Origin of the sequence: Enterobacter sp. 22452 (genome assembly GCF_052045065.1) — a bacterium.
In the GTDB taxonomy this organism is placed as follows: domain Bacteria; phylum Pseudomonadota; class Gammaproteobacteria; order Enterobacterales; family Enterobacteriaceae; genus Enterobacter; species Enterobacter mori.
Map to the genome: position 1 here is coordinate 108,234 of NZ_JBQEOB010000009.1, position 19,815 is coordinate 128,048.

19 protein-coding genes and 2 tRNA genes are annotated in these 19,815 nt (G+C 56.2%); 11 read left to right on the forward strand and 10 right to left on the reverse strand.

Annotated features, from left to right (window positions below):
• Positions 1-6 precede the first annotated feature (6 nt).
• Positions 7-82: transfer RNA gene (locus tag ACTJJA_RS20830), tRNA-Asn, on the reverse strand.
• 319 nt (positions 83-401) lie between these two features.
• Between ACTJJA_RS20830 and nac the strand changes: the two genes are divergently transcribed.
• The 7 genes from nac to ACTJJA_RS20865 all read left to right on the forward strand — a co-directional run bounded on the left by nac (position 402) and on the right by ACTJJA_RS20865 (position 5,320).
• Entirely contained in the window at positions 402-1,319 is a 918-nt protein-coding gene (gene nac, locus ACTJJA_RS20835) for a nitrogen assimilation transcriptional regulator NAC (RefSeq protein ID WP_010432103.1), read from the forward strand.
• 96 nt (positions 1,320-1,415) lie between these two features.
• Positions 1,416-2,366: an HTH-type transcriptional regulator Cbl gene (gene cbl / locus ACTJJA_RS20840; protein WP_440668298.1), complete on the forward strand. Its 951-nt coding sequence runs from the start codon at positions 1,416-1,418 to the stop codon at positions 2,364-2,366.
• 238 nt (positions 2,367-2,604) lie between these two features.
• Positions 2,605-2,958 (forward strand): type II toxin-antitoxin system RelE/ParE family toxin, encoded by a 354-nt coding sequence (locus ACTJJA_RS20845; RefSeq protein WP_237844318.1) that lies wholly within the window; start codon positions 2,605-2,607, stop codon positions 2,956-2,958.
• Positions 2,959-2,962: 4 nt separating this feature from the next.
• Complete coding sequence (locus ACTJJA_RS20850; protein WP_182945657.1) at positions 2,963-3,265, forward strand: helix-turn-helix domain-containing protein; 303 nt, start codon at positions 2,963-2,965, stop codon at positions 3,263-3,265.
• 228 nt (positions 3,266-3,493) lie between these two features.
• Entirely contained in the window at positions 3,494-4,453 is a 960-nt protein-coding gene (locus tag ACTJJA_RS20855; RefSeq protein ID WP_440668301.1) for a quinone oxidoreductase family protein, read from the forward strand.
• A 276-nt stretch (positions 4,454-4,729) separates the two neighbouring features.
• The gene (locus ACTJJA_RS20860) at positions 4,730-4,987 is read left to right on the forward strand and encodes an AbrB/MazE/SpoVT family DNA-binding domain-containing protein (RefSeq protein WP_440668303.1); all 258 of its coding nucleotides are present in this window, start codon (positions 4,730-4,732) and stop codon (positions 4,985-4,987) included.
• Entirely contained in the window at positions 4,988-5,320 is a 333-nt protein-coding gene (locus ACTJJA_RS20865; RefSeq protein WP_440668305.1) for a type II toxin-antitoxin system PemK/MazF family toxin, read from the forward strand. It abuts the gene before it with no gap.
• A 54-nt stretch (positions 5,321-5,374) separates the two neighbouring features.
• Here the strand turns inward: ACTJJA_RS20865 and ACTJJA_RS20870 are convergent.
• The 6 genes from ACTJJA_RS20870 to ACTJJA_RS20895 all read right to left on the reverse strand — a co-directional run bounded on the left by ACTJJA_RS20870 (position 5,375) and on the right by ACTJJA_RS20895 (position 13,581).
• Positions 5,375-5,450: transfer RNA gene (locus ACTJJA_RS20870), tRNA-Asn, on the reverse strand.
• A gap of 164 nt (positions 5,451-5,614) precedes the next feature.
• Positions 5,615-7,804 (reverse strand): TonB-dependent siderophore receptor, encoded by a 2,190-nt coding sequence (locus ACTJJA_RS20875; protein WP_440669097.1) that lies wholly within the window; start codon positions 7,802-7,804, stop codon positions 5,615-5,617.
• 26 nt (positions 7,805-7,830) lie between these two features.
• Positions 7,831-9,156: a lysine N(6)-hydroxylase/L-ornithine N(5)-oxygenase family protein gene (locus ACTJJA_RS20880; protein WP_440669099.1), complete on the reverse strand. Its 1,326-nt coding sequence runs from the start codon at positions 9,154-9,156 to the stop codon at positions 7,831-7,833.
• Positions 9,153-10,895 carry an aerobactin synthase IucC gene (iucC, locus tag ACTJJA_RS20885; protein ID WP_440669100.1) on the reverse strand — a complete coding sequence of 581 codons (1,743 nt, stop codon included), beginning with the start codon at positions 10,893-10,895 and terminating at the stop codon, positions 9,153-9,155. Before iucC ends, ACTJJA_RS20880 begins: the two co-directional genes overlap by 4 nt.
• Entirely contained in the window at positions 10,892-11,839 is a 948-nt protein-coding gene (locus ACTJJA_RS20890; RefSeq protein WP_440669101.1) for a GNAT family N-acetyltransferase, read from the reverse strand. Before ACTJJA_RS20890 ends, iucC begins: the two co-directional genes overlap by 4 nt.
• Positions 11,839-13,581 (reverse strand): IucA/IucC family protein, encoded by a 1,743-nt coding sequence (locus ACTJJA_RS20895; RefSeq protein ID WP_440669102.1) that lies wholly within the window; start codon positions 13,579-13,581, stop codon positions 11,839-11,841. Before ACTJJA_RS20895 ends, ACTJJA_RS20890 begins: the two co-directional genes overlap by 1 nt.
• Before the next feature lie 138 nt (positions 13,582-13,719).
• Between ACTJJA_RS20895 and ACTJJA_RS20900 the strand changes: the two genes are divergently transcribed.
• Complete coding sequence (locus ACTJJA_RS20900) at positions 13,720-14,931, forward strand: MFS transporter (protein ID WP_440669103.1); 1,212 nt, start codon at positions 13,720-13,722, stop codon at positions 14,929-14,931.
• Here the strand turns inward: ACTJJA_RS20900 and mtfA are convergent.
• On the reverse strand, positions 14,928-15,725 hold the full coding sequence (mtfA, locus tag ACTJJA_RS20905) for a DgsA anti-repressor MtfA (protein ID WP_440669104.1): 798 nt from the start codon (positions 15,723-15,725) through the stop codon (positions 14,928-14,930). The two genes, ACTJJA_RS20900 and mtfA, sit on opposite strands and share 4 nt — an antisense overlap.
• A 246-nt stretch (positions 15,726-15,971) precedes the next feature.
• Here mtfA and ACTJJA_RS20910 point away from each other — a divergent pair, with 246 nt between their 5' ends.
• Positions 15,972-16,355: a DUF1090 domain-containing protein gene (locus ACTJJA_RS20910; RefSeq protein ID WP_440669105.1), complete on the forward strand. Its 384-nt coding sequence runs from the start codon at positions 15,972-15,974 to the stop codon at positions 16,353-16,355.
• Between the two features lie 91 nt (positions 16,356-16,446).
• Here the strand turns inward: ACTJJA_RS20910 and ACTJJA_RS20915 are convergent, their stop codons facing one another.
• Complete coding sequence (locus ACTJJA_RS20915) at positions 16,447-16,950, reverse strand: hypothetical protein (RefSeq protein WP_395998656.1); 504 nt, start codon at positions 16,948-16,950, stop codon at positions 16,447-16,449.
• Positions 16,951-17,024: 74 nt separating this feature from the next.
• Positions 17,025-17,567, reverse strand: a complete 543-nt coding sequence (locus tag ACTJJA_RS20920) for a chorismate mutase (protein ID WP_440669106.1) — start codon at positions 17,565-17,567, stop codon at positions 17,025-17,027.
• Positions 17,568-17,824: 257 nt separating this feature from the next.
• Here ACTJJA_RS20920 and traF point away from each other — a divergent pair, with 257 nt between their 5' ends.
• Together traF and ACTJJA_RS20930 are read left to right on the forward strand one after the other, a co-directional pair.
• Positions 17,825-19,030 carry a conjugal transfer protein TraF gene (traF, locus tag ACTJJA_RS20925; RefSeq protein WP_440669107.1) on the forward strand — a complete coding sequence of 402 codons (1,206 nt, stop codon included), beginning with the start codon at positions 17,825-17,827 and terminating at the stop codon, positions 19,028-19,030.
• 56 nt (positions 19,031-19,086) lie between these two features.
• Complete coding sequence (locus tag ACTJJA_RS20930) at positions 19,087-19,761, forward strand: class I SAM-dependent methyltransferase (RefSeq protein WP_440669109.1); 675 nt, start codon at positions 19,087-19,089, stop codon at positions 19,759-19,761.
• Positions 19,762-19,815: the final 54 nt, after the last annotated feature.

Sequence of the window (19,815 nt, forward strand, 5' to 3'; positions counted from 1 at the left end):
CAAATTTGGCTCCTCTGACTGGACTCGAACCAGTGACATACGGATTAACAGTCCGCCGTTCTACCGACTGAACTACAGAGGAATCGTGTGAACGGGGCGCATATTATCGACCTGCGTTCGCCTTGTCAAAGGATGGATCAACACCTTTCGATCGTTTGCTGACAAAATCAGCAAAGTGACGCTTTTGCCAACGTAATGCACCGTCATGGTGCAAACATACCTCTAATGGGGCAGATCATAAACTGCTGTTTCAGTCATTAAACCCCCATCCATGATTAGCTTTCCTTATTTTCAGCCGCTTAGCAACAAATCAGACCTCTTCGCAAAACTGGCATTCATATTGCAAAACCAGTTCAACAACGACAGCCGGTTCCGGCACAGTTTTTTGAACAGGGGGCAAAATGAACTTAAGACGACTGAAATACTTCGTAAAAATCGTCGATATCGGCAGCCTGACTCAAGCGGCAGAAGTGCTGCATATCGCGCAGCCTGCGCTGAGCCAGCAGGTGGCTACGCTGGAAGGCGAGATGGATCAGCAATTACTGATCCGCACCAAGCGCGGCGTAACGCCAACAGAAGCTGGCAAAATTTTGTATACCCATGCCCGCACTATTCTGCGTCAGTGTGAACAGGCGCAGCTGGCGGTGAACAATGTCGGCCAGACCCTGAGCGGACACGTTTCCATTGGTTTAGCGCCAGGAACCGCGGCATCGTCTATCACCATGCCACTGCTGCAGGCCGTTCGCGCTGAGCTGCCTGAAGTGCTGGTCTACCTGCACGAAAACAGCGGTTCTGTGCTGAATGACAAACTGCTCAACGGCCAGCTGGATATGGCCGTCCTTTACGATCGCTCTCCCGTCGCCGGGATCACCAGCCAGCCGCTGCTGAAAGAAGATCTTTATCTGGTCGGCACCCGCGACTGCCCCGGTCAGAGCGTTGATTTAACCGCCGTGGCCGAGATGAATCTCTTCCTGCCGCGCGATTACAGCGCGGTGCGCGTGCGCGTGGATGAAGCGTTCTCCCTGCGCCGCCTGACGGCCAAAATTATTGGCGAAATTGATTCTATTTCCACGCTGACCGCAGCGATTGCCAGCGGAATGGGAGTAACGGTCCTGCCGGAATCCGCCGCCCGCTCGCTGTGCAGTGCGGCAAACGGCTGGATGGCGCGCATCACCACGCCTTCAATGAGCCTGCCGCTGTCGCTGAATATGTCCGCACGCGGATCGCTGTCGCCGCAGGCGCAGGCAGTAAAAGAGATTTTGATGTCGCTGGTCAGCAAGCCGTCGCTTGAGAACCGTGAACTCCAGCTCGTGAGTTGATATTCCATAAAAGCATAAGATGCTGGTTTTTATTATTTGTTCTGCAGCTCAGCTGACTCTAACAATAGAGCTATGTCAGATGCGCCGGAGTGAATCGTGAATTTCCAGCAACTTAAAATTATCCGTGAGGCGGCCAGGCGGGACTACAACCTGACCGAAGTCGCTAACATGCTTTATACATCCCAGTCGGGCGTCAGCCGCCATATTCGCGAGCTGGAAGAGGAACTGGGGATAGAGATTTTTATCCGTCGCGGCAAGCGTCTGCTTGGGATGACGGAGCCGGGCAAGGCATTGCTGACCATCGCTGAGCGGATCCTCAACGAGGCCAGCAACGTGCGTCGTCTGGCGGATCTCTTCACCAATGACGCCTCGGGCGTGCTCACCATCGCCACTACCCACACGCAGGCGCGCTACAGCCTGCCGCCGGTGATTAAAGCCTTCCGCGAACTTTTCCCGGATGTCCGTCTGGAGCTTATTCAGGGCACGCCGCAGGAAATTGAAGTGCTGCTGCAAAACGGCGGGGCGGATATCGGCATCGCCAGCGAGCGTCTGAGCAACGATCCGCTGCTGGTGGCCTTCCCGTGGTTCCGCTGGTACCACAGTTTATTACTCCCTGTCGATCATCCGCTGAATCAGGTCTCTCCCCTGACGCTGGAAGACATTACGAAATGGCCGCTGATCACTTACCGCCAGGGCATTACCGGACGCTCGCGCATTGATGAAGCCTTCAACCGCAAAGGGCTCACGCCGGACGTGGTGCTGAGCGCGCAGGACTCCGATGTGATCAAAACCTACGTCGAGCTGGGTCTGGGCATTGGCCTGGTGGCGGAACAATCCAGCGGGGAACGCGAAGATGGGAACCTCGTGCGTCTTGATACGCGTCACCTGTTTGACGCCAATACCGTCTGGCTTGGCCTGAAGCGCGGACAGCTGCAGCGCAACTATGTCTGGCGCTTTATCGAGCTCTGCAACGCCGGGCTGTCGGTGGACGAGATTAAACGTCAGGTAATGGAGCCGGAAGAAGTGGCGATTGATTACCAGATTTAGCTGCTGGCTTGCCCGGTAGCGCTGCGCTGGCCGGGCTCGTCGCTCAGTTGAGCGGATCCTGACTTTTTTCGATGCTGCTCGTAACAAAATGAATATCCGATAAGGGATACGCAGAATTACTCCGGCACGCATTCTGTATTCTCCTAACCCCACAAGAATCTTCTTTTCCATCTCAGCATAATCATTGCTATAGCTTTGCACGTATATAGCTTTTGATCTATATTTGATGGGAGGTCTTGTGTGGACAATTAATACGACGGACAGGTTTGATCGCTGGTTCACTTCGCTTGACGATACCGATCGCGCCAGCGTACTTGCAGCAATGCTTGTTTTGCGAGAGAAGGGGCCGGGTTTATCGAGACCCTACGCTGATACGCTTAAAGGCTCTCGTCACAGCAACATGAAAGAGCTACGTATTCAGAGTAAGGGTGATCCATTGCGGGCGTTTTTCGCATTTGACCCAAACCGTACCGGCATCATGCTTTGTGCTGGCAATAAGGTCGGCAGTGAAAGGCGATTCTACGATGAGATGCTTCTCGTTGCTGACCGGGAATTCACTTACTGGCTGAATACATTAAAAGAGAGGGAATAGCACGATGGGAAGAACCCTTGAGCAGCTTATAGCGGATGAAAAGCCGGAGGTTGTCGCCAGCGCTCAGGCGATAGCAACGGATATTTTGCTCAACATTCATCTGGCTGAGTTACGTGAGAAAGTACATAAAACCCAAGTAGAGATGGCACAGGCTCTGGGTATCAGGCAGCCTACCGTTGCGGTAATGGAAAAGCCCGGGCGCGATTTGAAACTCTCTTCACTTAAGCGTTACGTTGAGGCTGCGGGCGGAAAGCTGCGGCTTGATGTTGAACTGCCAGATGGCTCGCACTATGAGTTTGTGCTGTAGGGCAGAAGAATGATGGACAACGTCGCTTGTTTATCCGCCCGATCTGGCACCTGTAAAGTGTCTTTGTGTTCACCGGACAGATTTCGCCCCATTACAAAGGTACAAACATAACAACATGCGAAGCCGTTTTCCCCTTCGGACAGCAGGCGTTCTATGATCGTAATCGGTGCTCACCTGCCATAAAATCTAACGACTTCCCACGGGTCTTGATATGACAGAGGAAAATGAATGAAAGCAGCGGTTTATGACGTGGAAGGCGCTCCCGACGTCCTGCAATACATTGATGTCCCGGATCCGGTCGCAGGGCCTGATGACGTCCTGATTTCTGTCGAGGCAATCTCGATTGAAGGGGGAGATCTGATCAACCGGCGCTCAACGCCGCCGCCTCTTCCTTCGTGGATCGTCGGCTACGCGGCCGCGGGCACAGTGGTTGCCGTCGGTTCGAAAGTCCGTCATCGCAGGGTTGGAGACAAAGTGACTGCGTTTAGCATGCAGGGATCGCATGCGGAACGCTGGGCTGTGCCTGCGGAACGAACCTGGCTTATACCGGATGGGGTGGATGCAACAGACGCGGCGGTGGTACCGATTTCTTTTGGAACCGCGCATCATTGCCTTTTCACACGAGGCATGCTCCGGCACGGAGAAACCGTCCTGATTCAGGCAGCAGCAGGGGGCGTGGGGCTCGCGGCCGTTCAGCTTGCCTCACAAGCAGGCGCGACGGTTATCGCCGTGGCAAGCGGAACGCAGCGAAGAAGTCGGTTGCTTGAATTGGGTGCCGATTATGTTGTGGATCGTGTAGAGGACAACATCGTGGACAGTGTCCGAGAGTACACCCGTGGCGCCGGTGTTGACCTTGTCATCGATCCGGTAGGGACGACGTTGCCTGTTTCGCTTTCTGCACTCGCTCCGCAAGGACGTCTCGTCTTCGTCGGTAATGCGGGCGGTGGCAGTCTGACTGTCGACTTGTGGCCGCCAATGCAGTCTAACCAGACACTCATGGGGGTATTCATGGGGCCCCTTTTTGAAAGGCCCGGCGTTCGGACAAGTGTGGACGACATCTTGCAGGCTGTGGCAGAAGGGCGCATCAGGGTTGTCATTGACCGTGTCTTCCCCCTGGCTAACGCCGCCGCAGCCCACGAATTCGCTGAGACAGCGAAACCGCTTGGTCGCATCGTTATGAAGCCGTGAGAGAGGGGGACCTCAACCTGGCCCCGACACAGCCCTGATCCGGAAGCCGCCACGCATTTCGTTTATCCTATCCCCCATAATCCTTTGAACCGCAAAAACAGTTTTCTATTATCAGCCTTCTTAGTGACGCATTTCGTTCCCACCTGCACCGTCCTTTGATGGATAACGGCTTTCTGCAAACTTCATTACGAAAAGGAAATCACCATGAATCTGATGAATAATTGCGCACTCTCTGCCATGAATGTTATATTAAAATATAATATTCGGAGGTGCGCTATGTATACAACTCGCCTGAAAAAGGTTGGCGGATCCATCATGCTGGCGGTTCCTCCCGCCGTGCTGAAAACGCTGGAGCTGTCGACGGACAGCGAAGTCGGCATGACCATTAATAATGGCTGCCTGATTATTGAACCCCAGAAACGGCCTCATTATTCGCTTGAGGAGCTGCTGGCGCAGTGCGATCCGCACGCTGAAATGAACGAAGAGGAGCGGGAATGGATTGATGCGCCTGCGGTAGGCAAGGAGATCCTGTAAATGGACAGAGGGGAAATCTGGCTTGTTTCACTGGATCCGATTGCTGGCCACGAGCAAAGTGGAAAACGTCCGGTACTCATCATATCGAAGGCATCGTTTAACAAGCTGACTCGGCTACCGGTAGTGGTTCCCGTCACCAGCGGCGGAAACTTTGCACGTACAGCAGGTTTCACCGTTTCACTGGATGGGGCGGGGACAAAAACAACGGGCGTTATTCGCTGCGACCAGCCCAGAACCATTGATATGGCTGCCCGGAACGGCATGCGGCTGGAACGCATACCTGACGCCGTTGTAAATGAGGTGCTTGCCAGGCTGGATGCGATTCTGAATTAACATCAGAGATGCAGAAAAGCAAAAAGCCTGCTTTAAAAGCAGGCTTTTCAAATTTGGCTCCTCTGACTGGACTCGAACCAGTGACATACGGATTAACAGTCCGCCGTTCTACCGACTGAACTACAGAGGAATCGTGTGAACGGGGCGAATATTATCGACCTGCGTTCACCTTGTCAAAGGGGGAAAGTAAACTTTTCGTTCGTTTGCCGACAATTTCAGCAAATCGCTGATTTTATAGCAAATTTGCGTTGAAATTACACAGCAAAATGCGCCGCCCGCAGGCGGCGCGCAGGATCAGAACAGTACGGAGTAGTTCAGACCAAAGGTACGTCCGCGACCTTTATAGGTATACAGGCCCGGTGCGCCGTAGGTTGGGCTATACAGCCCAGGCGCGCGCTGGCCCCAGGCGGTGGTGTAGTCTTTGTCCAGCAGGTTTTCCACGCTGAAGCTAACCTTGCCCACCGGCAGGGCGTAGCTGCCCAGGAAATCAATGGTGTTATAGCCATCTATCTTCTTACCGTCGGCGTCAGACACGTCAAAGGTCTGCGTGCTCTGCACGCGCAGCGCCCAGTCGCCCGGAGCCCAGTTAACCCATGCGCTGGCCTTCGACGGGCTGGCGCTGTCGACCGTCAGCTTCTCCCATTTTCCGTTTTCACGCGTCTCAGACTTAATGGCGTTAAAGTTCGCTCCTGTGCTCCAGTCGCTGTCGGTGAAGAAGTAGTCCACCTGGCCTTCTACCCCGTAAATACGACGTTTATCGTCTTCGAGGTTGATGGTCATGTCACTCTTGTTGATGGTGATGGTTTTATCGGAAAGCGAGTAGTACGCCGCGACCTGCGTGCGCAGGTTGTCGCCGGTGAAACGCCAGCCCAGCTCGTAGGCGTTGACCTTGATCCCGTCCAGAGTCGAGTCGTTCACGTTCACGCTGTTCAGCAGGCGATAGTGGCCGTCGACGAGTTGGTAGGTGCCAGAGCCGTAGTATTTCGCCAGGTCCGGAATTTCGAAGCCCTGGGAGAAGTTAAACCACAGCTGCTGCTGTTCGGTCAGGCGGCCGAGTATCCCGGCGTTAAACAGGAAGTTGTTGTAATCCGTTTTCCCACCCGGCACCGCGTCGGCGGAGGTGGCTTTCCCGTTAGCGATGGCCTGCTGCTGGGCGTAACCAACAAAGTCATCCACCTTGTTTTCAGTGTACTGGTAGCGCACGCCGCCGCTCAGGGTGATGGCATCAATGTCATAGCTGGCCTGCAGGAACGGGGCAAGATTGGTAATGCTGTAACCCGGATAACGGCCTACGTTGTAGGCATTTTCCAGATCCATACCGCCGCTTGCCGCCGCTTTACTCAGATCGAAGAACTGCTGGTTGGCATCGAAGGTTTCATGGTCGGCATCGACACCCCAGGTCAGCGTCAAATCATCCACCGGCTTGCTGTTCAGCGTCAGCTTGCCGCCGTAAAAGTCGGTTTTCTGCTGGGATGCGCCAATGCTGGTTACCGCGCCTTTGCTCAGCGTCGGGAACGGGTAGTAGGTCAGGCTCTCATCGCGATAGTAAATCTGCGCGACCAAGTCCTGGCCCCAGAAATCGGTATTAGAGTACTGCAGGTTAATCAGGTGGCGCTCGGTACCGGGGATACGATCGGAGTTGAGGTTGTCTTTGTTGTAGGCTTTTGCATCGCCCGTCACCGCCGAGAAGTTCTCGCCGAGGAACAGACCGTGCTTCCCGTCGGACTCGCTCTTGTAGTACTGCGTGGTGAGCTGCAGCTGCTGATGATCGTCAATGTTGATGGTACCCGTGCCCATCACGTCAATACGGTCGGAATATTGCAGGCCGGTCTGGGTGTTATCGATAATCACCTCGTCGCCGTTGCCGTCATACCAGCCGCCGTAGCGCTGATACGACACCGACAGACGACCGGAGGCCTTATCGTTGCCGCCGCTGACGGCTGCCCATACGTTCTCATCGTGATCGTTGTGGCTGTTAAACCCGCTCTTTGTCCCGGTCTGGAACTCCACTTCGGTATCCGGCTGGCCCTTTTTGGTGACGATGTTCACCAGGCCACCGGTGCTGCCGCCGCCGTAGAGCGAGGTGGCACCGGAGATCACTTCGATGCGATCGATATTGAACGGATCGATAGAGTCGAGCTGGCGGCTGTCGCTGCGTGACGAGTTCAGACGCACGCCGTCCACCATCACCATCATCGAACGACCGCGCAGGTTCATGCCGTAGTTGGTGCGCCCCTGGCTGCTGACGTCCATGCCCGGGATCAGCTGGGCCAGCACTTCTTTAATCTCTTTTCCGCCCTGAACCTGCTGCTCAATTTCAGCCCGTTCAATGACCCAGGTGGTCTGCGCCATTTCAGCCACGCTGCGGTGAGCACGGCTGGCAGAGACCACGATATCTTCTTCCTTTTGTTCTTCCGCCCACGCAGAGGTAGAAAGCATTGCAAGCAAGCAAGGATTTAAAACCCAAAGATGAGAACGTTTCATTGTTATGTTGATCCTGAATGTGTGTGTCAGTACTCGGTCGTTTTTGCTAAAGATTTAAAAACCTGGCTACTTTCCGGGCTGGCGGTGCTTCGCCAGTGGATAACGCCAGGGGTGGTAGCCAGTTCAAACGGCTCGTCATCGTGCGCGCGATTCAGAATTCGCGCCGCGCGCCAGGCCATCAGGCTGAGCTGGGGTTCGGCAATACCGAGACGGTGCATCCCGGCGTTGACGGCAAACAGGCGGTTGCTCTGCGGGCCGTCCCATTCAAGGGTGAAATCGTTGTTAATGCAGAAGGCCTCATCCGTATCCCGATGGAGGCGGTGAGACAGCGGCGCGAGGAACGCAGGCTGTACGGCGCGGTAGCCGGTGGCGAAAATCACCACGTCGCTCTCCAGCTGTTCCTGACCGCCATCAAGATGATGCTGAATGCTCAGGCGATGTCCGTTTTCCTGGCGCGTGAGGGCCGTCACCGAGCGGGATGGCAGGAGGTGAGCCCAGGGTTTTTCACGCAGCACTTCAAAGCGGTGGTACATGGCGCGATAAATCGCCAGCAGCGATTCCGTGGTAATACCGTCAGAGGTCATCTTCTGCTCGTGCAGCATCTGGCGACGCGCCTCTTCACCGAGCGTGGAGAAGCTGTCCACGTACTCCGGCGTGAAGTATTCGTTGGCAAAGGCAGCTTCATCCAGCGCGTTGTAGTTGTTGCGGCGCGATACCCAGTTCAGGCTCCGCGGCTGGCCCCATTCGCCGCGGAAGATATTTAAAAACAGGTCGGCACCGCTCTGGCCACCGCCGATCACGGTGACGCGCTTGCCCGCGAGATCCGGCGTGCGCAGCATCATCTCGCTGGCGTGGAAGCAGGTGTCGTCCTGCATCGTGACGCAGTCAGGCAGGTTGATCTGTTTGCCAATCCCCACGCAGACGTGGCGCGCCAGGAAGCGGTCCCGCTGGGTCACCACTTCAAACAGGCCGCTTTTTTCATCAAAGCTCACCTGCTGCACCTGCTGGCTGAATGACAGGTTGGTGAGGTTTTCCGCCGCCCAGCACAGGTAGTCCGCAAACTCCTCGCGGGAGACGGTGCGCTGCTCGGTGGTCAGAAAGCGGTAGAACTTTTTACGCTGCACCAGGTAGTTCAGGAAGCTGTGGCGGTTGGTGGGCTCCACGGCGCTGACCAGATCCTTCAGGAAGCTGGTCTGCATGTGGCAGTCCGGCACCATCATCCCCGGGTGCCAGGAGAAGTGCGGCTTGCGCTCAAGGAACAGCGAGCTAAAACCGTCCAGCCCTTCCGCCAGAGCGGCGATGCTGAGGTTAAACGGGCCAATACCAATGCCGATGAAATCATAGGTTTTCATTGCGCTGACTCCCGGGAGGCCAGAAAAAGAGGGTTATCAAGGTCGGTAACGTAGTTCGGCAGCATGCGGCTGCCGCCGTCGTGTTCGGAGAAGGTCAGTTTGACCGGGTTGAGGATCACGCGAATAATCTGCGGCTTAAACAGGTCGAATGTCGCGAAGCGCTCTGCAAGCTCCGGATGCGCGGCCATATAGCGATGTAACACCTGTGCCAGAATCTGGTAGAAACGGGTTTCGCTGACGCCGCATTGCAGGGTGAGGCGCGAGATAAAGCGCAGCACCGTCACAAAGTTGCCGGTTTGCAGGTCGTGAATGATGTAATCCGCGCTGAGGCGCGCCGTGACGGCCTTCACCTGCTCCGGCAGGCTCTGCGCCTGCGGGAAGTCTTCATCCACCAGGCGCATATCGCCCTGGAAATCTTTCAGCAGGATGCGCTGCGGGACGTAGTCCTTCATCACCAGCGTCACGTTCTGGCCGTGGGCGATCAGCGCCACGCCGTAGCGGCAGAGCAGGTGGTAGAACGGGATCACCGTTGCTTCAAACAGCTTTTCCAGCCACGCGTCGGCGCTTAACCCGGAACGGTTGATCCACGCGTCGATCAGTGGACGCCCTGCGTTGTCGGTTTCCATCAGCGCCGCCATCAGCACCGCCTGTTCACCGTCCTCTAAATAACAGGATGGGTTCTCGCGCCAGATCACCCCCAGCATCTCCTGATAGCGGTAGGGCGCTTTCGGCAACGCGGCATAGCCCGGATGCGACAGATATCCGGCGGCGGGTTCGCCCAGCACCTGCGCGCCAGAGCGGGCAAGCGTAGCGTCGGTGGCAAACTGCTCCTGCAGCCAGCGCGAGGCCAGCGGCCCGGCGGCAATGTACTTGCCCGGAATGCCGCGATAGCAGGAGGTGTTGTAGATGGTCAGCGGCAGCTTGATGTCATACGGTGCGCGACGGCTGGCGTTGGTGAGCGTGCGCAGGGACTGCTGCGCCAGATACTCATCGCCAAACTCGCCCAGCTCAACCATTTCACCGCGCGCGAGCTGCGCCAGGAAATGGATGGCGATCTTCTGCTGCCACTGCCACGGGTGCAGCGGCACCGGCAGCCAGCTATCGTTCAGACCTAGCGCCTGCCAGCGGGCGTCAAAGCGGGCGCGCTCGGCGTTGTCCATGGCGCTGGCCAGCAGAGCGTTGATATCGCAATCGGCGTCGCTGCTCCAGACCAGATGCTCCCGCTGAACGGCGACCCAGTGCAGACGAAATCGTCCGCGATACTCAGGCGCGTACTGACGCAGCGCGTCCAGACCCCAGCCGCGGCGGCCTTTATTGAAAATAAACTTCGGGTGACCGCTCATCAGACACTGTAATTCGTCCGGGTCGAGGTGGATCAGCGCGTCCGCGTCCAGCGCTTCCCGCGCCTGCAGCAGCTGCATATCGCCGCGCAGCGTGGCATAGAGATCTTCCATGTGCTCTGCCGTTTGCGCGTCGCTCATCTCCAGCACTTTCGCCAGCTGCAGGAGTGCGCTTTCCGCTTCCACGGCATCGCCGCTGGCGGTGGTCAGGCTGTCCGGGTCGATGTGCAGCCAGCCCCAGATCCCGCGCGTGGCGCGAAACTGCCAGGACTCGCTGCCCATGGTGATGCGCCAGACGTCCGACGAAACCGGCTCAGCGCGCAGGGTGCGTTCGTATTCCAGCTCGGCGAGGATCTTCGCCACCATTTCGCGGTTCACTTTTTGCCAGAGCGCGTTCACAGTTCCACCTCGCTGAAGAAGCGGTGACGCTGGCTCATGATGAGGCGCGAGCGCTTGTGCGGGAAGTCGAACTCTTTCATGGTGTCAAAACCGGCGGATGCCAGATGGCGGAACAGGCGCTGGTTGTCGAAGCGCGGCTCGGCGACAATGCGCGTGGTGCGTGGTTCAACGAGATATAAATAGTGGCTCAGGCCGCGCAGCCAGCTGCGGATGTACTGCGCGCCGCGCCAGTTTTCTTCACCCACCAGCATGTGCAGCCCGCGGTCAAACGGCTGCCAGCGGTAGTGACGGCCAATGCGGTCTTCCGCCGCCCAGTAGAGCTCAAAATAGCCGAACGGCTGGTCGTCGAAGCAGCCGATAACCGGGTAGCAGTAGGTCGAGTCAAGCTGACGACGCAGGTAGCTTTCCTGCTCGGCCTGCGGGCCCGCCATCTCCCAGAAGGCGTTCACGCGCGGGTTGTTCATCCATTGGGTAAAACGCTCGCCGTCCAGCGCCACGTCGGCCACGCGGAAGCTAAGGGTACGCTTAATTTGCGGATCGTAACGGCGGTACACTTCGCCCTGCGGGCGGCGAGGACGCAGCGGGAAGTACAGCTGACGGCTCTCATCAAACTGCATTCCGCCGCTGGACTGCGGCTGCTCGCCTTTCAGCCACAGCGGCAGCTGCCAGAAGGTTTCACGCGCCAGATAATCCCCGCTTGCCAGACGAAACAGCGCCTGCGCCTGCGGTTCATCCTGCCAGGTTGCCCAGGGCAGGGTGATGCCGGTCAGCGTGGGTGCGGCAACAAACAGCTGATCCAGCGCCTCGACCAGCCAGCCGTCCGGGATCCCATTCAGACGCTCCAGCACCGCGCTGCCGTCAAGGCCCAGCGTCAGAGGCAGGTTTTTTTCCGTGGCCGTGCAGCGAAAGCCGTAGCCGGAATGGACGATATTCGCAATGGCCATCACGCCTTCTCCTTGTAAAACGGGTTGCTAAAGTCGAAATAGATCACCGCCGGATCGACGATGGTGTTTTCATTACGATCGTGCAGGTAGCAGAAGAAGTTGCCTTTGCAGTTCCAGGTCGGGCTGTCGAGCACGTAGTCGAGGCAGCGGGTCTGCTTCGCCGTGCGGCGCAGTTCCGTCAGCGCGTCGCGCACCCGGGACATCAGGCTCTCCTCGCTGTCAAAACCGGCGGCGGCGAGGGCGGCGGTGACGGCAAGGGTAGAGTTCAGCAGCAGGTAGTACGGGAAGTAGCGCAGCAGCTGGCTGTCGCCGAAGCGGTTTTCCACCTCCGTTTCACCCGCCTCTTTCAGCCACGCGTCGGCCCCTTCGGTCCATGCACTGCCCTGGCAGTCGCGGTAGATAAGCCCGACGGGGAAATCCTGCTGCATTTCAACGAGGATATTCTGCTGGTGTGCCAGCAGGACAAGGCCGTAGTCCGCCTCGGCGCTGAACAGCGGGAGTAACACGCGGTCGCAATAGGCGTCGAGCCAGCAGCGGGCGGCCCGGTCGAGCGGTAATTCCAGACGCTGGCTCAGACGGCGCACCGCCGCGGCCAGCAGGCTGTCACCGCCGTCCGGTGCGGCCTGGGTCAGGCTCACCAGCACGTTGGTCTGGGTGTCTGGCGTATCGAACAGCAGATTGACGCGCAGGGCCATCAGGCTCTCTTCCTGAACGATGCCGTTTTCGTCACGCAGCCCCGCCCAGCCGTCTTCCTGCATCACGCGCATGGTCGGGTAGCGTGCCTGTAAATCTTGCCAGCGTTCCGTTTTCGCCAGGCGCGCCAGGCGCATCCCACGCTTAACTTCTTTCACCGACAGCGTGCGCACGGAGTTGGTCAGACGCACGCTGAGGGAGAACTTAATCATGTCGCTGTTGGTTTCGCTGTAGAGCGAGCGTGACGAGCTGGTGGGCAGCCACTGTGCGCCCGCTTCGCCCAGGTCCTGCAGTGAACCTTTTTCCGCCAGACGCTGGCACCACGCCTGCTCCAGCAGATAGTCGGCCTGCCACGGATGCATCGGCAGCAGCCAGCGGGTGTCGGTGAAGTGGCCGAGCAGCTCAGGCGCGCTCTGTGCGGCGAAGCGCAGCAGACGTTCGCGCAGGGAGACGTTCAGGCTATCGCCGGCAATAAGCGTGCTCTCAACGGCAAACCAGCGCAGCGGGAAGCGGGAGGCGAAATCAGGCAGATAGCGCCGCGCCTCGGTTTCGTTGAACGGCTCGTGGGATTTTGGCGCAGGGTGAAACGCGTGGCCGACCAGCAGCGCCTGTTCCGCCTCGGCAAACGTCAGCGGTTTATCGCGCAAGGTTGCCCAGCTGTGGCGCAGATCGATCGCCTGCCAGGTATGCGCATGGCTTTCAAGGACGCGCTGTTTAAAGCGTGCCAGCGTTTCGATATCCAGTGAGCCCTTTACGGAGGATTTTTCAAGAATTAAATCAACCAATTGCGCAAAGGTGACCGCGTCACCGCTATCGCTGTCGGCGTGGATCAGCGTTGCCGGAAAACGATACTGGTGATGCTGGGTAGGTGAAAAATAGCGTACTGGAACCCGAATAGCCTGGGTCTGGGAAAGCGGGATATGAATCTGCGATAACTCATCCGCAGCGGTAGCGGGGTGATAGCGCCAGTCCTTAGTTTCGCGCAGCAGCGCGTTCAAAAAACACTGGGCCGCAACGTCTGTACCGGCGGAGCGGGGCAGAGCACGCATAAAAGTACCTCATTCCATGACTGATAATAATTCTCGTTATGATATTCATTCTGTTTACAGCCGCAACTATTTTTGCAATATTTGTTTTCATAAACTTCATAATTTCCACATATTTATTGACACTATCTTCACAATTCTATGCGCCCAACCTCTGAAACTCTGATGGACAACGTCACCCCGAAAGCGAACTGGCCCCTGGCGCTGTGCGCAGGTTTATTAGGTATCGGGCAAAATGGTTTGCTGGTCATGCTGCCGCAGCTGGTCAGCCTGACCGGACTCTCACTCTCCGTCTGGGCGGGGCTACTGATGTTTGGCTCAATGCTCTTTTTACCCGCCTCTCCCTGGTGGGGACGACAGAGCGAGCGGCACGGCTGCAAGGTGGTCATGATCGCCTCCCTCGGTGGCTATCTGGCCAGTTTCCTGGTGATGGCGCTGGTGGTCTGGGCGATGAGCAGCGGCGTGCTGAATGCTTTGTGGGGGCTGGCGGGGCTTGTTCTCTCGCGCACGCTGTACGGCCTGACGGTCTCCGGGCTGGTGCCCGCCGCGCAGACGTGGGCCATTCAGCGCGCGGGTCTGGAGAAGAGAATGGCGGCGCTGGCGACCATTAGCTCGGGTCTCAGCTGCGGACGTCTGCTGGGGCCGCCGCTGGCGGCGCTGATGCTTAGCGTTAACCCGGTGGCGCCGCTCTGGCTAATGGCAATAGCGCCTTTCATCGCGCTGCTGCTGGTGCTGCGCGAAGCCGCCGATCCGCCGCTGCCGCCGGTGGCGCACCAGTCGACCCGGCTACAGGTGTCGATGCTACCGTTTCTGGGGCTGGCGCTGCTGCTGGCGGCGCTGGTGAGCCTGATGCAGCTTGGCCTGTCACCGCATCTGCATCCGTTGCTCCAGGGCGACCCGGTGCAAATCAGCCATCATGTTGCGATGCTGCTGAGCCTGGCCGCACTGGCCACGCTCGCCGCCCAGTTTCTGGTGGTCCGCCCGCAGCATTTCAGCCCGATGACGCTGCTCTGCATCGCGGCGGTGTTAATGGTGGCAGGACTTGGGCTGATGTCTGTCGCGGGTTTAACGCTATTTTACGTGGGGATTGTTATCACTTCACTCGGGGCGGCGATGGCCACACCGGGCTATCAACTGCTGCTGAACGACAGGCTGACGACAGGGAAAGGGGCGGGAGTTATCGCCACCAGCCATACGTTAGGATACGGGGTGAGTGCGATGCTGGTGCCGGTCGTAACCCGCTTTTATGGTGAGTCGTTTTTAATTGCTGCCGCATGGGGAATGGCGCTGTTGTTTTTGCTGGTGAGCATAGGGGTACGCTGCTCCGCGCGTCCCCATGCTGAAAACGCTTAATGGACCTGGCGGGACATATTACCGCCCGGCTCTTCGTTTTGCCGCAGACGTTGCAACGGATCCTGTTGGTAAAACAGGCAAAAACGCTGCCACAGCGCCGGGAATCGCGGCGCAAAGAGTTCTGGTGCGCTAAAGAAATACTCTGACAGCACCGCAAAACACTCGGCAGGATCGGTTGCGGCATAGGCATCAATACTGGCCGCGCTTTCCCCCACCAGGTCTATCTCATCCTGGATATTCTCCATCGCGGCATGCAGGTCGTGCTCCCATCCGGCAACTTCACGAAGCGGGATCAGCGGCACGCCGCTGGCGCGATCGCCGTTGCGGGTATCCAGCTTGTGCGCAACTTCATGAATAATCAGGTTGAAGCCTGAGGCATCAAACGAGTCCTGAATATCCAGCCAGTTAAGGATGATCGGCCCTTGCTGCCAACTCTGACCGGACTGCACCACGCGCTGGTTGTGCACCAGCCCGATGTCATCTTCCCACTCGTCATCGACGATAAAGGGGGCCGGGTAGATCAGCACTTCGTGGAAGCCATCCAGCCACTCAATGCCCAGTTCAAGTACCGGTAAACAGAAGAGCAGGGCGATACGCGCGTTTTTTAGCGGATCCAGCTCAAAACCCTGCAATGGGACCAGCCGCTTTTGCTGCATAAAACGTTCAGCCAGCTGAATCAGGTTTGCCTGTTCATCCGGTGCGAGGTTAGCCAGAACGGGTATTGCCAGTGCTTCGTCCCACGGCAATGCCGTGCTTCGACCAGCTTCATTTGATTTCCAGGGCCACTTAATCATCGCTGTGCTCGCAAACTCGTCACGTGAACAAATTGAAAGGTCAGGTACCGTTAACATGCCAAAGAACCCGGCATGAAGGCAACACTAAATGGAAAGTTGCTGGTGCTCCGCCACTATTCAAACACTTATATCGCATCGCTTCAGCGACAGTAATCACACTTGCTTAAGCAAAAATTTTAGTTATTCGTTCAATCGCCGAATGAAACATGAATAGCAAATCATGTTATCAAGAGGGAGACCAAAGTGATGAATAAAAAAGCAGTTGTGACGTTAGCGATGCTCCTGGCATTGCCTTTTTCAGCCGATGCAGAAAGCGCGTTAACGGGGTGCGCGGCAAAACGGGATAACATTGAGCAACAAATCCGCTATGCAGAAACCCATGGAAATGCTTATCGCGTAGAGGGATTAAAAAAAGCTTACGCGGAAGTGGTCGCCACCTGTTCTGATGAGTCACTGAAAAAAGATCGTGAAGCTGACGTGCTTAAAAAGCAGCAGAAACTGATCGAACGGGAACAGGAGCTGAAAGACGCTAACGCATCAGGACGCACTGATAAGATTGCGAAAAAACAGGCTAAACTTGAGGAAGCCCGAGCGGAGTTGAAGGAAGCGGAAGCCGAGCTAACAAAATAAAGGGTTGTCGCAGATCTTCACATCATTAAACCCAAGGCCACACGGTGGCCTTTTCAGTTCACCTTTCTGCTCGTTGCATTCACGTTTTTTGTCAGTGCACAGCATGAGTAACCGTGTTTTCAAAAGTAAACACTTTCTGCTCGCCGTTGGCATACGTCACCTGCAGCCAGGTGTTATGCGCATCATTTGCCGGTCGGAGATCGCTAATGTCAGCGCGACCGCCAAGCGATAGCCTCTCGACATAAGGTGTGGCCCGATTTTTATTAATCGCAATCCATGAACCGGTGCGGCAGGCGTCGGCGGAATTATCACACAGGAAAACAAAATAAGGACTCTCCACCATCATGTTGTACTGGCTGAGTTTCTCTCCCCCTTCGATGAGAACCTTTTTGCCGCTGTTCCCGCAATTTTCACACTGCATACGATCGTCCGGTGTGCCGGAGAGCGTCACCTTATAGGGAAGTGGCGTACTTTTTTCAGTGAAAGGGCGACTGGTTTTTGACGCAGAGTCGTGCTCAGACGTGCTACAGGCTGACAGCAGGAGGGTTATCAGGATTGGGAAAACAGCCAGGCCCAATGTTTTGTTCAGTGTCACGTGTTGCTCCTTTTAATGAGATGCGTTCAGTATCATTCCGTCCAGACCTTACAGCGTAGAGCGCGAGCGGGTATTTAGCGACGTTTAATCTTCCCGAGCGCGTCGATGAGCTGTGCCTTCTCCAGCGCGGATATCTGCTTATCATCCAGTAACTGAACCAGCGTGCGGTCCTGCTCTTCACCAAATCCGCCGCCGGTCATGATTTGACGGCTAATCAGGTTCAGGATCGTGTTATCCAGTTTAAGAATTTCTGCTCTGACCTCTGCCAGAGGGCGGGGCTGCCACGCTTTTTCAGGCTGCAAACGCCAGCGATCAAGATAGCGATACTGGATGTTTTTACTGACGGCCATCTGTGTCTGGACAAACGCATCAATACTCTGCGGATCCAGCATGACGTCGCGGGCGGCGTTCTGCGCTTTCAGAAGGACATCTTTTTCCCTCGGCAGATCCTCAACGGGAAGGTGGTTCGCCGCCTTATAGCCTGCGACATCTTTCATCACCTCGAATCGTGTGTTTAATGCCTCAGCCAGCTCAGGAAGGGTTGCGGCGTTCACGGACGCGGCAAGCGATGATCCACACATTAAAATTGATGAAACTACAACAGCGAAATAGCGCACGGTGTTTCTCCAGGCAATATGAGTTGGTGATCTATTATGGCAGCCTGTTTATTACAGACAATCATTTGTAACGGTAATAAACGAGCATATTTGTCAGCATTTAAGAGGATGGTGCGGTAAATAAAATAACCTTATATATAAAGTCATCAATAACGGAAATATCTTTCAGGTTATCGCCAATTAAGAAGAGTGAACTTTTTGATAGCATGATAATGAGCAATAAATAACACACCGCTCAATATTACTCTGGGAATAAAATGAAAAAGAATAGTATTCTGCGCAGCCTGTTTCTGGCAGGTTTTAGCGTTGCAGCCCCTTTTGCCTCTGCGTCTTATAACGGTTTTGATGCTCGCAGTACCGCAATGGGTGGCACCGGCGTGGCGTCGGCACATTTTGGTGCGGCACCGTTAGTGAACCCGGCGTTGCTGGCGACCTCGCGCTCACAGGACACGATCAGCCTGATTGCCCCCGCCATTGGCGCGCAGGTCAGTGATTCGGCCAACCTGATTGATGGCTTTGATGACGTCAAAACGGCCTGGGATAGGCTGGAAAGAGCTCTGGGCACCGGTACCGAAGCGGAGGCCGCAGGTAAGCTCGGCGATATTGTGTCCGGTCTCTCCGGTGAAAATGCCTACGCGAACGTCGGGCTGGCGATGGTGCTTGCCGTGCCGGATGACTCACTTCCTGTCGCGTTATCCGTCAACACCTGGGCGAAGGGCAATGCCCGCGCGCTTGTCAGTCAGAGCGACCTGGAGTATCTCGAAGGGGTGGCCGATGGCTCTATTATTCCGGTGAAGGAGCGTCTGGATAACCTCACCTCTCGCGCCGAAGGGATGGCCGCTCTGGTGACTGAATACGGCGTGTCGATTGCACATCCGTTTACCGTGGGCGATATGCCGATGGGCGTGGGGATCACGCCGAAGATCCAGCGTATCGAAACCTGGAACTACAACGTTGCCATTAATAACTATGACAGTTCCGATCTGCGCGATGGTAACTGGCAGCACCAGACGATGAGCGCCAACATCGACGCCGGTTTCTTTGCCTCACCGACGCCGGGCTGGATGGTGGCACTCTCCGCGCAAAACCTGTTTGAAAACCGCGTAAAAACCCGTGAGGTGAACGGGTATCAGCCTGCTTTTGTTATTCGTCCGCAGGTGACCGCCGGTACCGCCTGGCAAACGGGTAACGTGACGCTGGGCGCCGATATCGACCTGACGCCTGTCAGTCATTTCCAGTATGTCGACAAAAATCAGTATGCGGCCTTTGGTGCCGAATGGCGCACGGCTGACTGGGTCCAGCTACGTGCGGGTTACCGCCTTGATATGCGTGGCAACGACCGCCGCGTCGTCACGGGCGGTGTAGGGCTTTCAGCCGGTGACGTCATGCAGTTTGACGTAACGGCCATTGCCGGCCGTGACCGCACGATTGGCGGTGTCGCGCAATTTACCTTCTACTTCTAAATAAAAAGGCCACGTTACGTGGCCTTTTTTACAGCACCGAACGCGCAGGAGATCGGATGAATACAAAAACTCGTGACGGGATAAAAGCCTATACCCCTCTCTCACTGAAACTCTATGACTGGTGGGTACTTCGCGTTTCCAACCGCTATGCCTGGAAATGCGCTACCGAACGACATCTTATTCCCCATTTCAGAAATAACATGAAAAATAACCACCTCGATGTGGGGGTCGGAACCGGATATTACCTGACGTATACGCCAGATTCCTGCACTATTTCGCTGCTCGATTTGAATATCTCAAGTCTTGAGGCGGCGAATGCACGTGTGGGCAGAAACAGGGTTAAGGCGTCCATATTGCATGACGTATTCGAACCTTACCCATCAGAAGTTCAAGAGCAATTTGACTCCGTGTCGATGTTTTATCTGCTCCACTGCCTGCCCGGCGAAATGCACGATAAAGCGGAGGTGATTGCCCATGCCAGCAGCGCGTTAACAAAAGAAGGGCGTTTATTTGGCGCAACCATTCTGGGTGACGAGGCGGGTCACAATATCTTCGGGCGAAAACTGATGAAGATTTATAATAAGAAAGGCATCTTTTCTAACCGAACCGACAGCGCAGAGGCGTTAGCCTCTCTGCTCACGCGTTATTTTCATCATGTGGAGATTACCGTTGAAGGAAAGGTTGCTCTGTTTAAAGCCGAACGTAAAAAAGAGATTATGCTGGCTGAATAATTTCAGCTGATTGTCTTTTCACCGATGAATAAACAGAGAGGAACACCTCTCTGT

What these genes read in the sequence shown, in the direction of transcription:
- ACTJJA_RS20910 (WP_440669105.1), top strand. Translation starts at nt 15,972, where the DNA reads ATGAATAAAAAAGCAGTTGTGACGTTAGCGATGCTCCTGGCATTGCCT.
- ACTJJA_RS20855 (WP_440668301.1), top strand. Translation starts at nt 3,494, where the DNA reads ATGAAAGCAGCGGTTTATGACGTGGAAGGCGCTCCCGACGTCCTGCAA.
- ACTJJA_RS20895 (WP_440669102.1), bottom strand. Translation starts at nt 13,581, where the DNA reads ATGCGTGCTCTGCCCCGCTCCGCCGGTACAGACGTTGCGGCCCAGTGT.
- nac (WP_010432103.1), top strand. Translation starts at nt 402, where the DNA reads ATGAACTTAAGACGACTGAAATACTTCGTAAAAATCGTCGATATCGGC.
- ACTJJA_RS20930 (WP_440669109.1), top strand. Translation starts at nt 19,087, where the DNA reads ATGAATACAAAAACTCGTGACGGGATAAAAGCCTATACCCCTCTCTCA.
- ACTJJA_RS20850 (WP_182945657.1), top strand. Translation starts at nt 2,963, where the DNA reads ATGGGAAGAACCCTTGAGCAGCTTATAGCGGATGAAAAGCCGGAGGTT.
- ACTJJA_RS20860 (WP_440668303.1), top strand. Translation starts at nt 4,730, where the DNA reads ATGTATACAACTCGCCTGAAAAAGGTTGGCGGATCCATCATGCTGGCG.
- ACTJJA_RS20890 (WP_440669101.1), bottom strand. Translation starts at nt 11,839, where the DNA reads ATGGCCATTGCGAATATCGTCCATTCCGGCTACGGCTTTCGCTGCACG.
- traF (WP_440669107.1), top strand. Translation starts at nt 17,825, where the DNA reads ATGAAAAAGAATAGTATTCTGCGCAGCCTGTTTCTGGCAGGTTTTAGC.
- ACTJJA_RS20875 (WP_440669097.1), bottom strand. Translation starts at nt 7,804, where the DNA reads ATGAAACGTTCTCATCTTTGGGTTTTAAATCCTTGCTTGCTTGCAATG.
- ACTJJA_RS20865 (WP_440668305.1), top strand. Translation starts at nt 4,988, where the DNA reads ATGGACAGAGGGGAAATCTGGCTTGTTTCACTGGATCCGATTGCTGGC.
- ACTJJA_RS20880 (WP_440669099.1), bottom strand. Translation starts at nt 9,156, where the DNA reads ATGAAAACCTATGATTTCATCGGCATTGGTATTGGCCCGTTTAACCTC.
- mtfA (WP_440669104.1), bottom strand. Translation starts at nt 15,725, where the DNA reads ATGATTAAGTGGCCCTGGAAATCAAATGAAGCTGGTCGAAGCACGGCA.
- ACTJJA_RS20900 (WP_440669103.1), top strand. Translation starts at nt 13,720, where the DNA reads ATGCGCCCAACCTCTGAAACTCTGATGGACAACGTCACCCCGAAAGCG.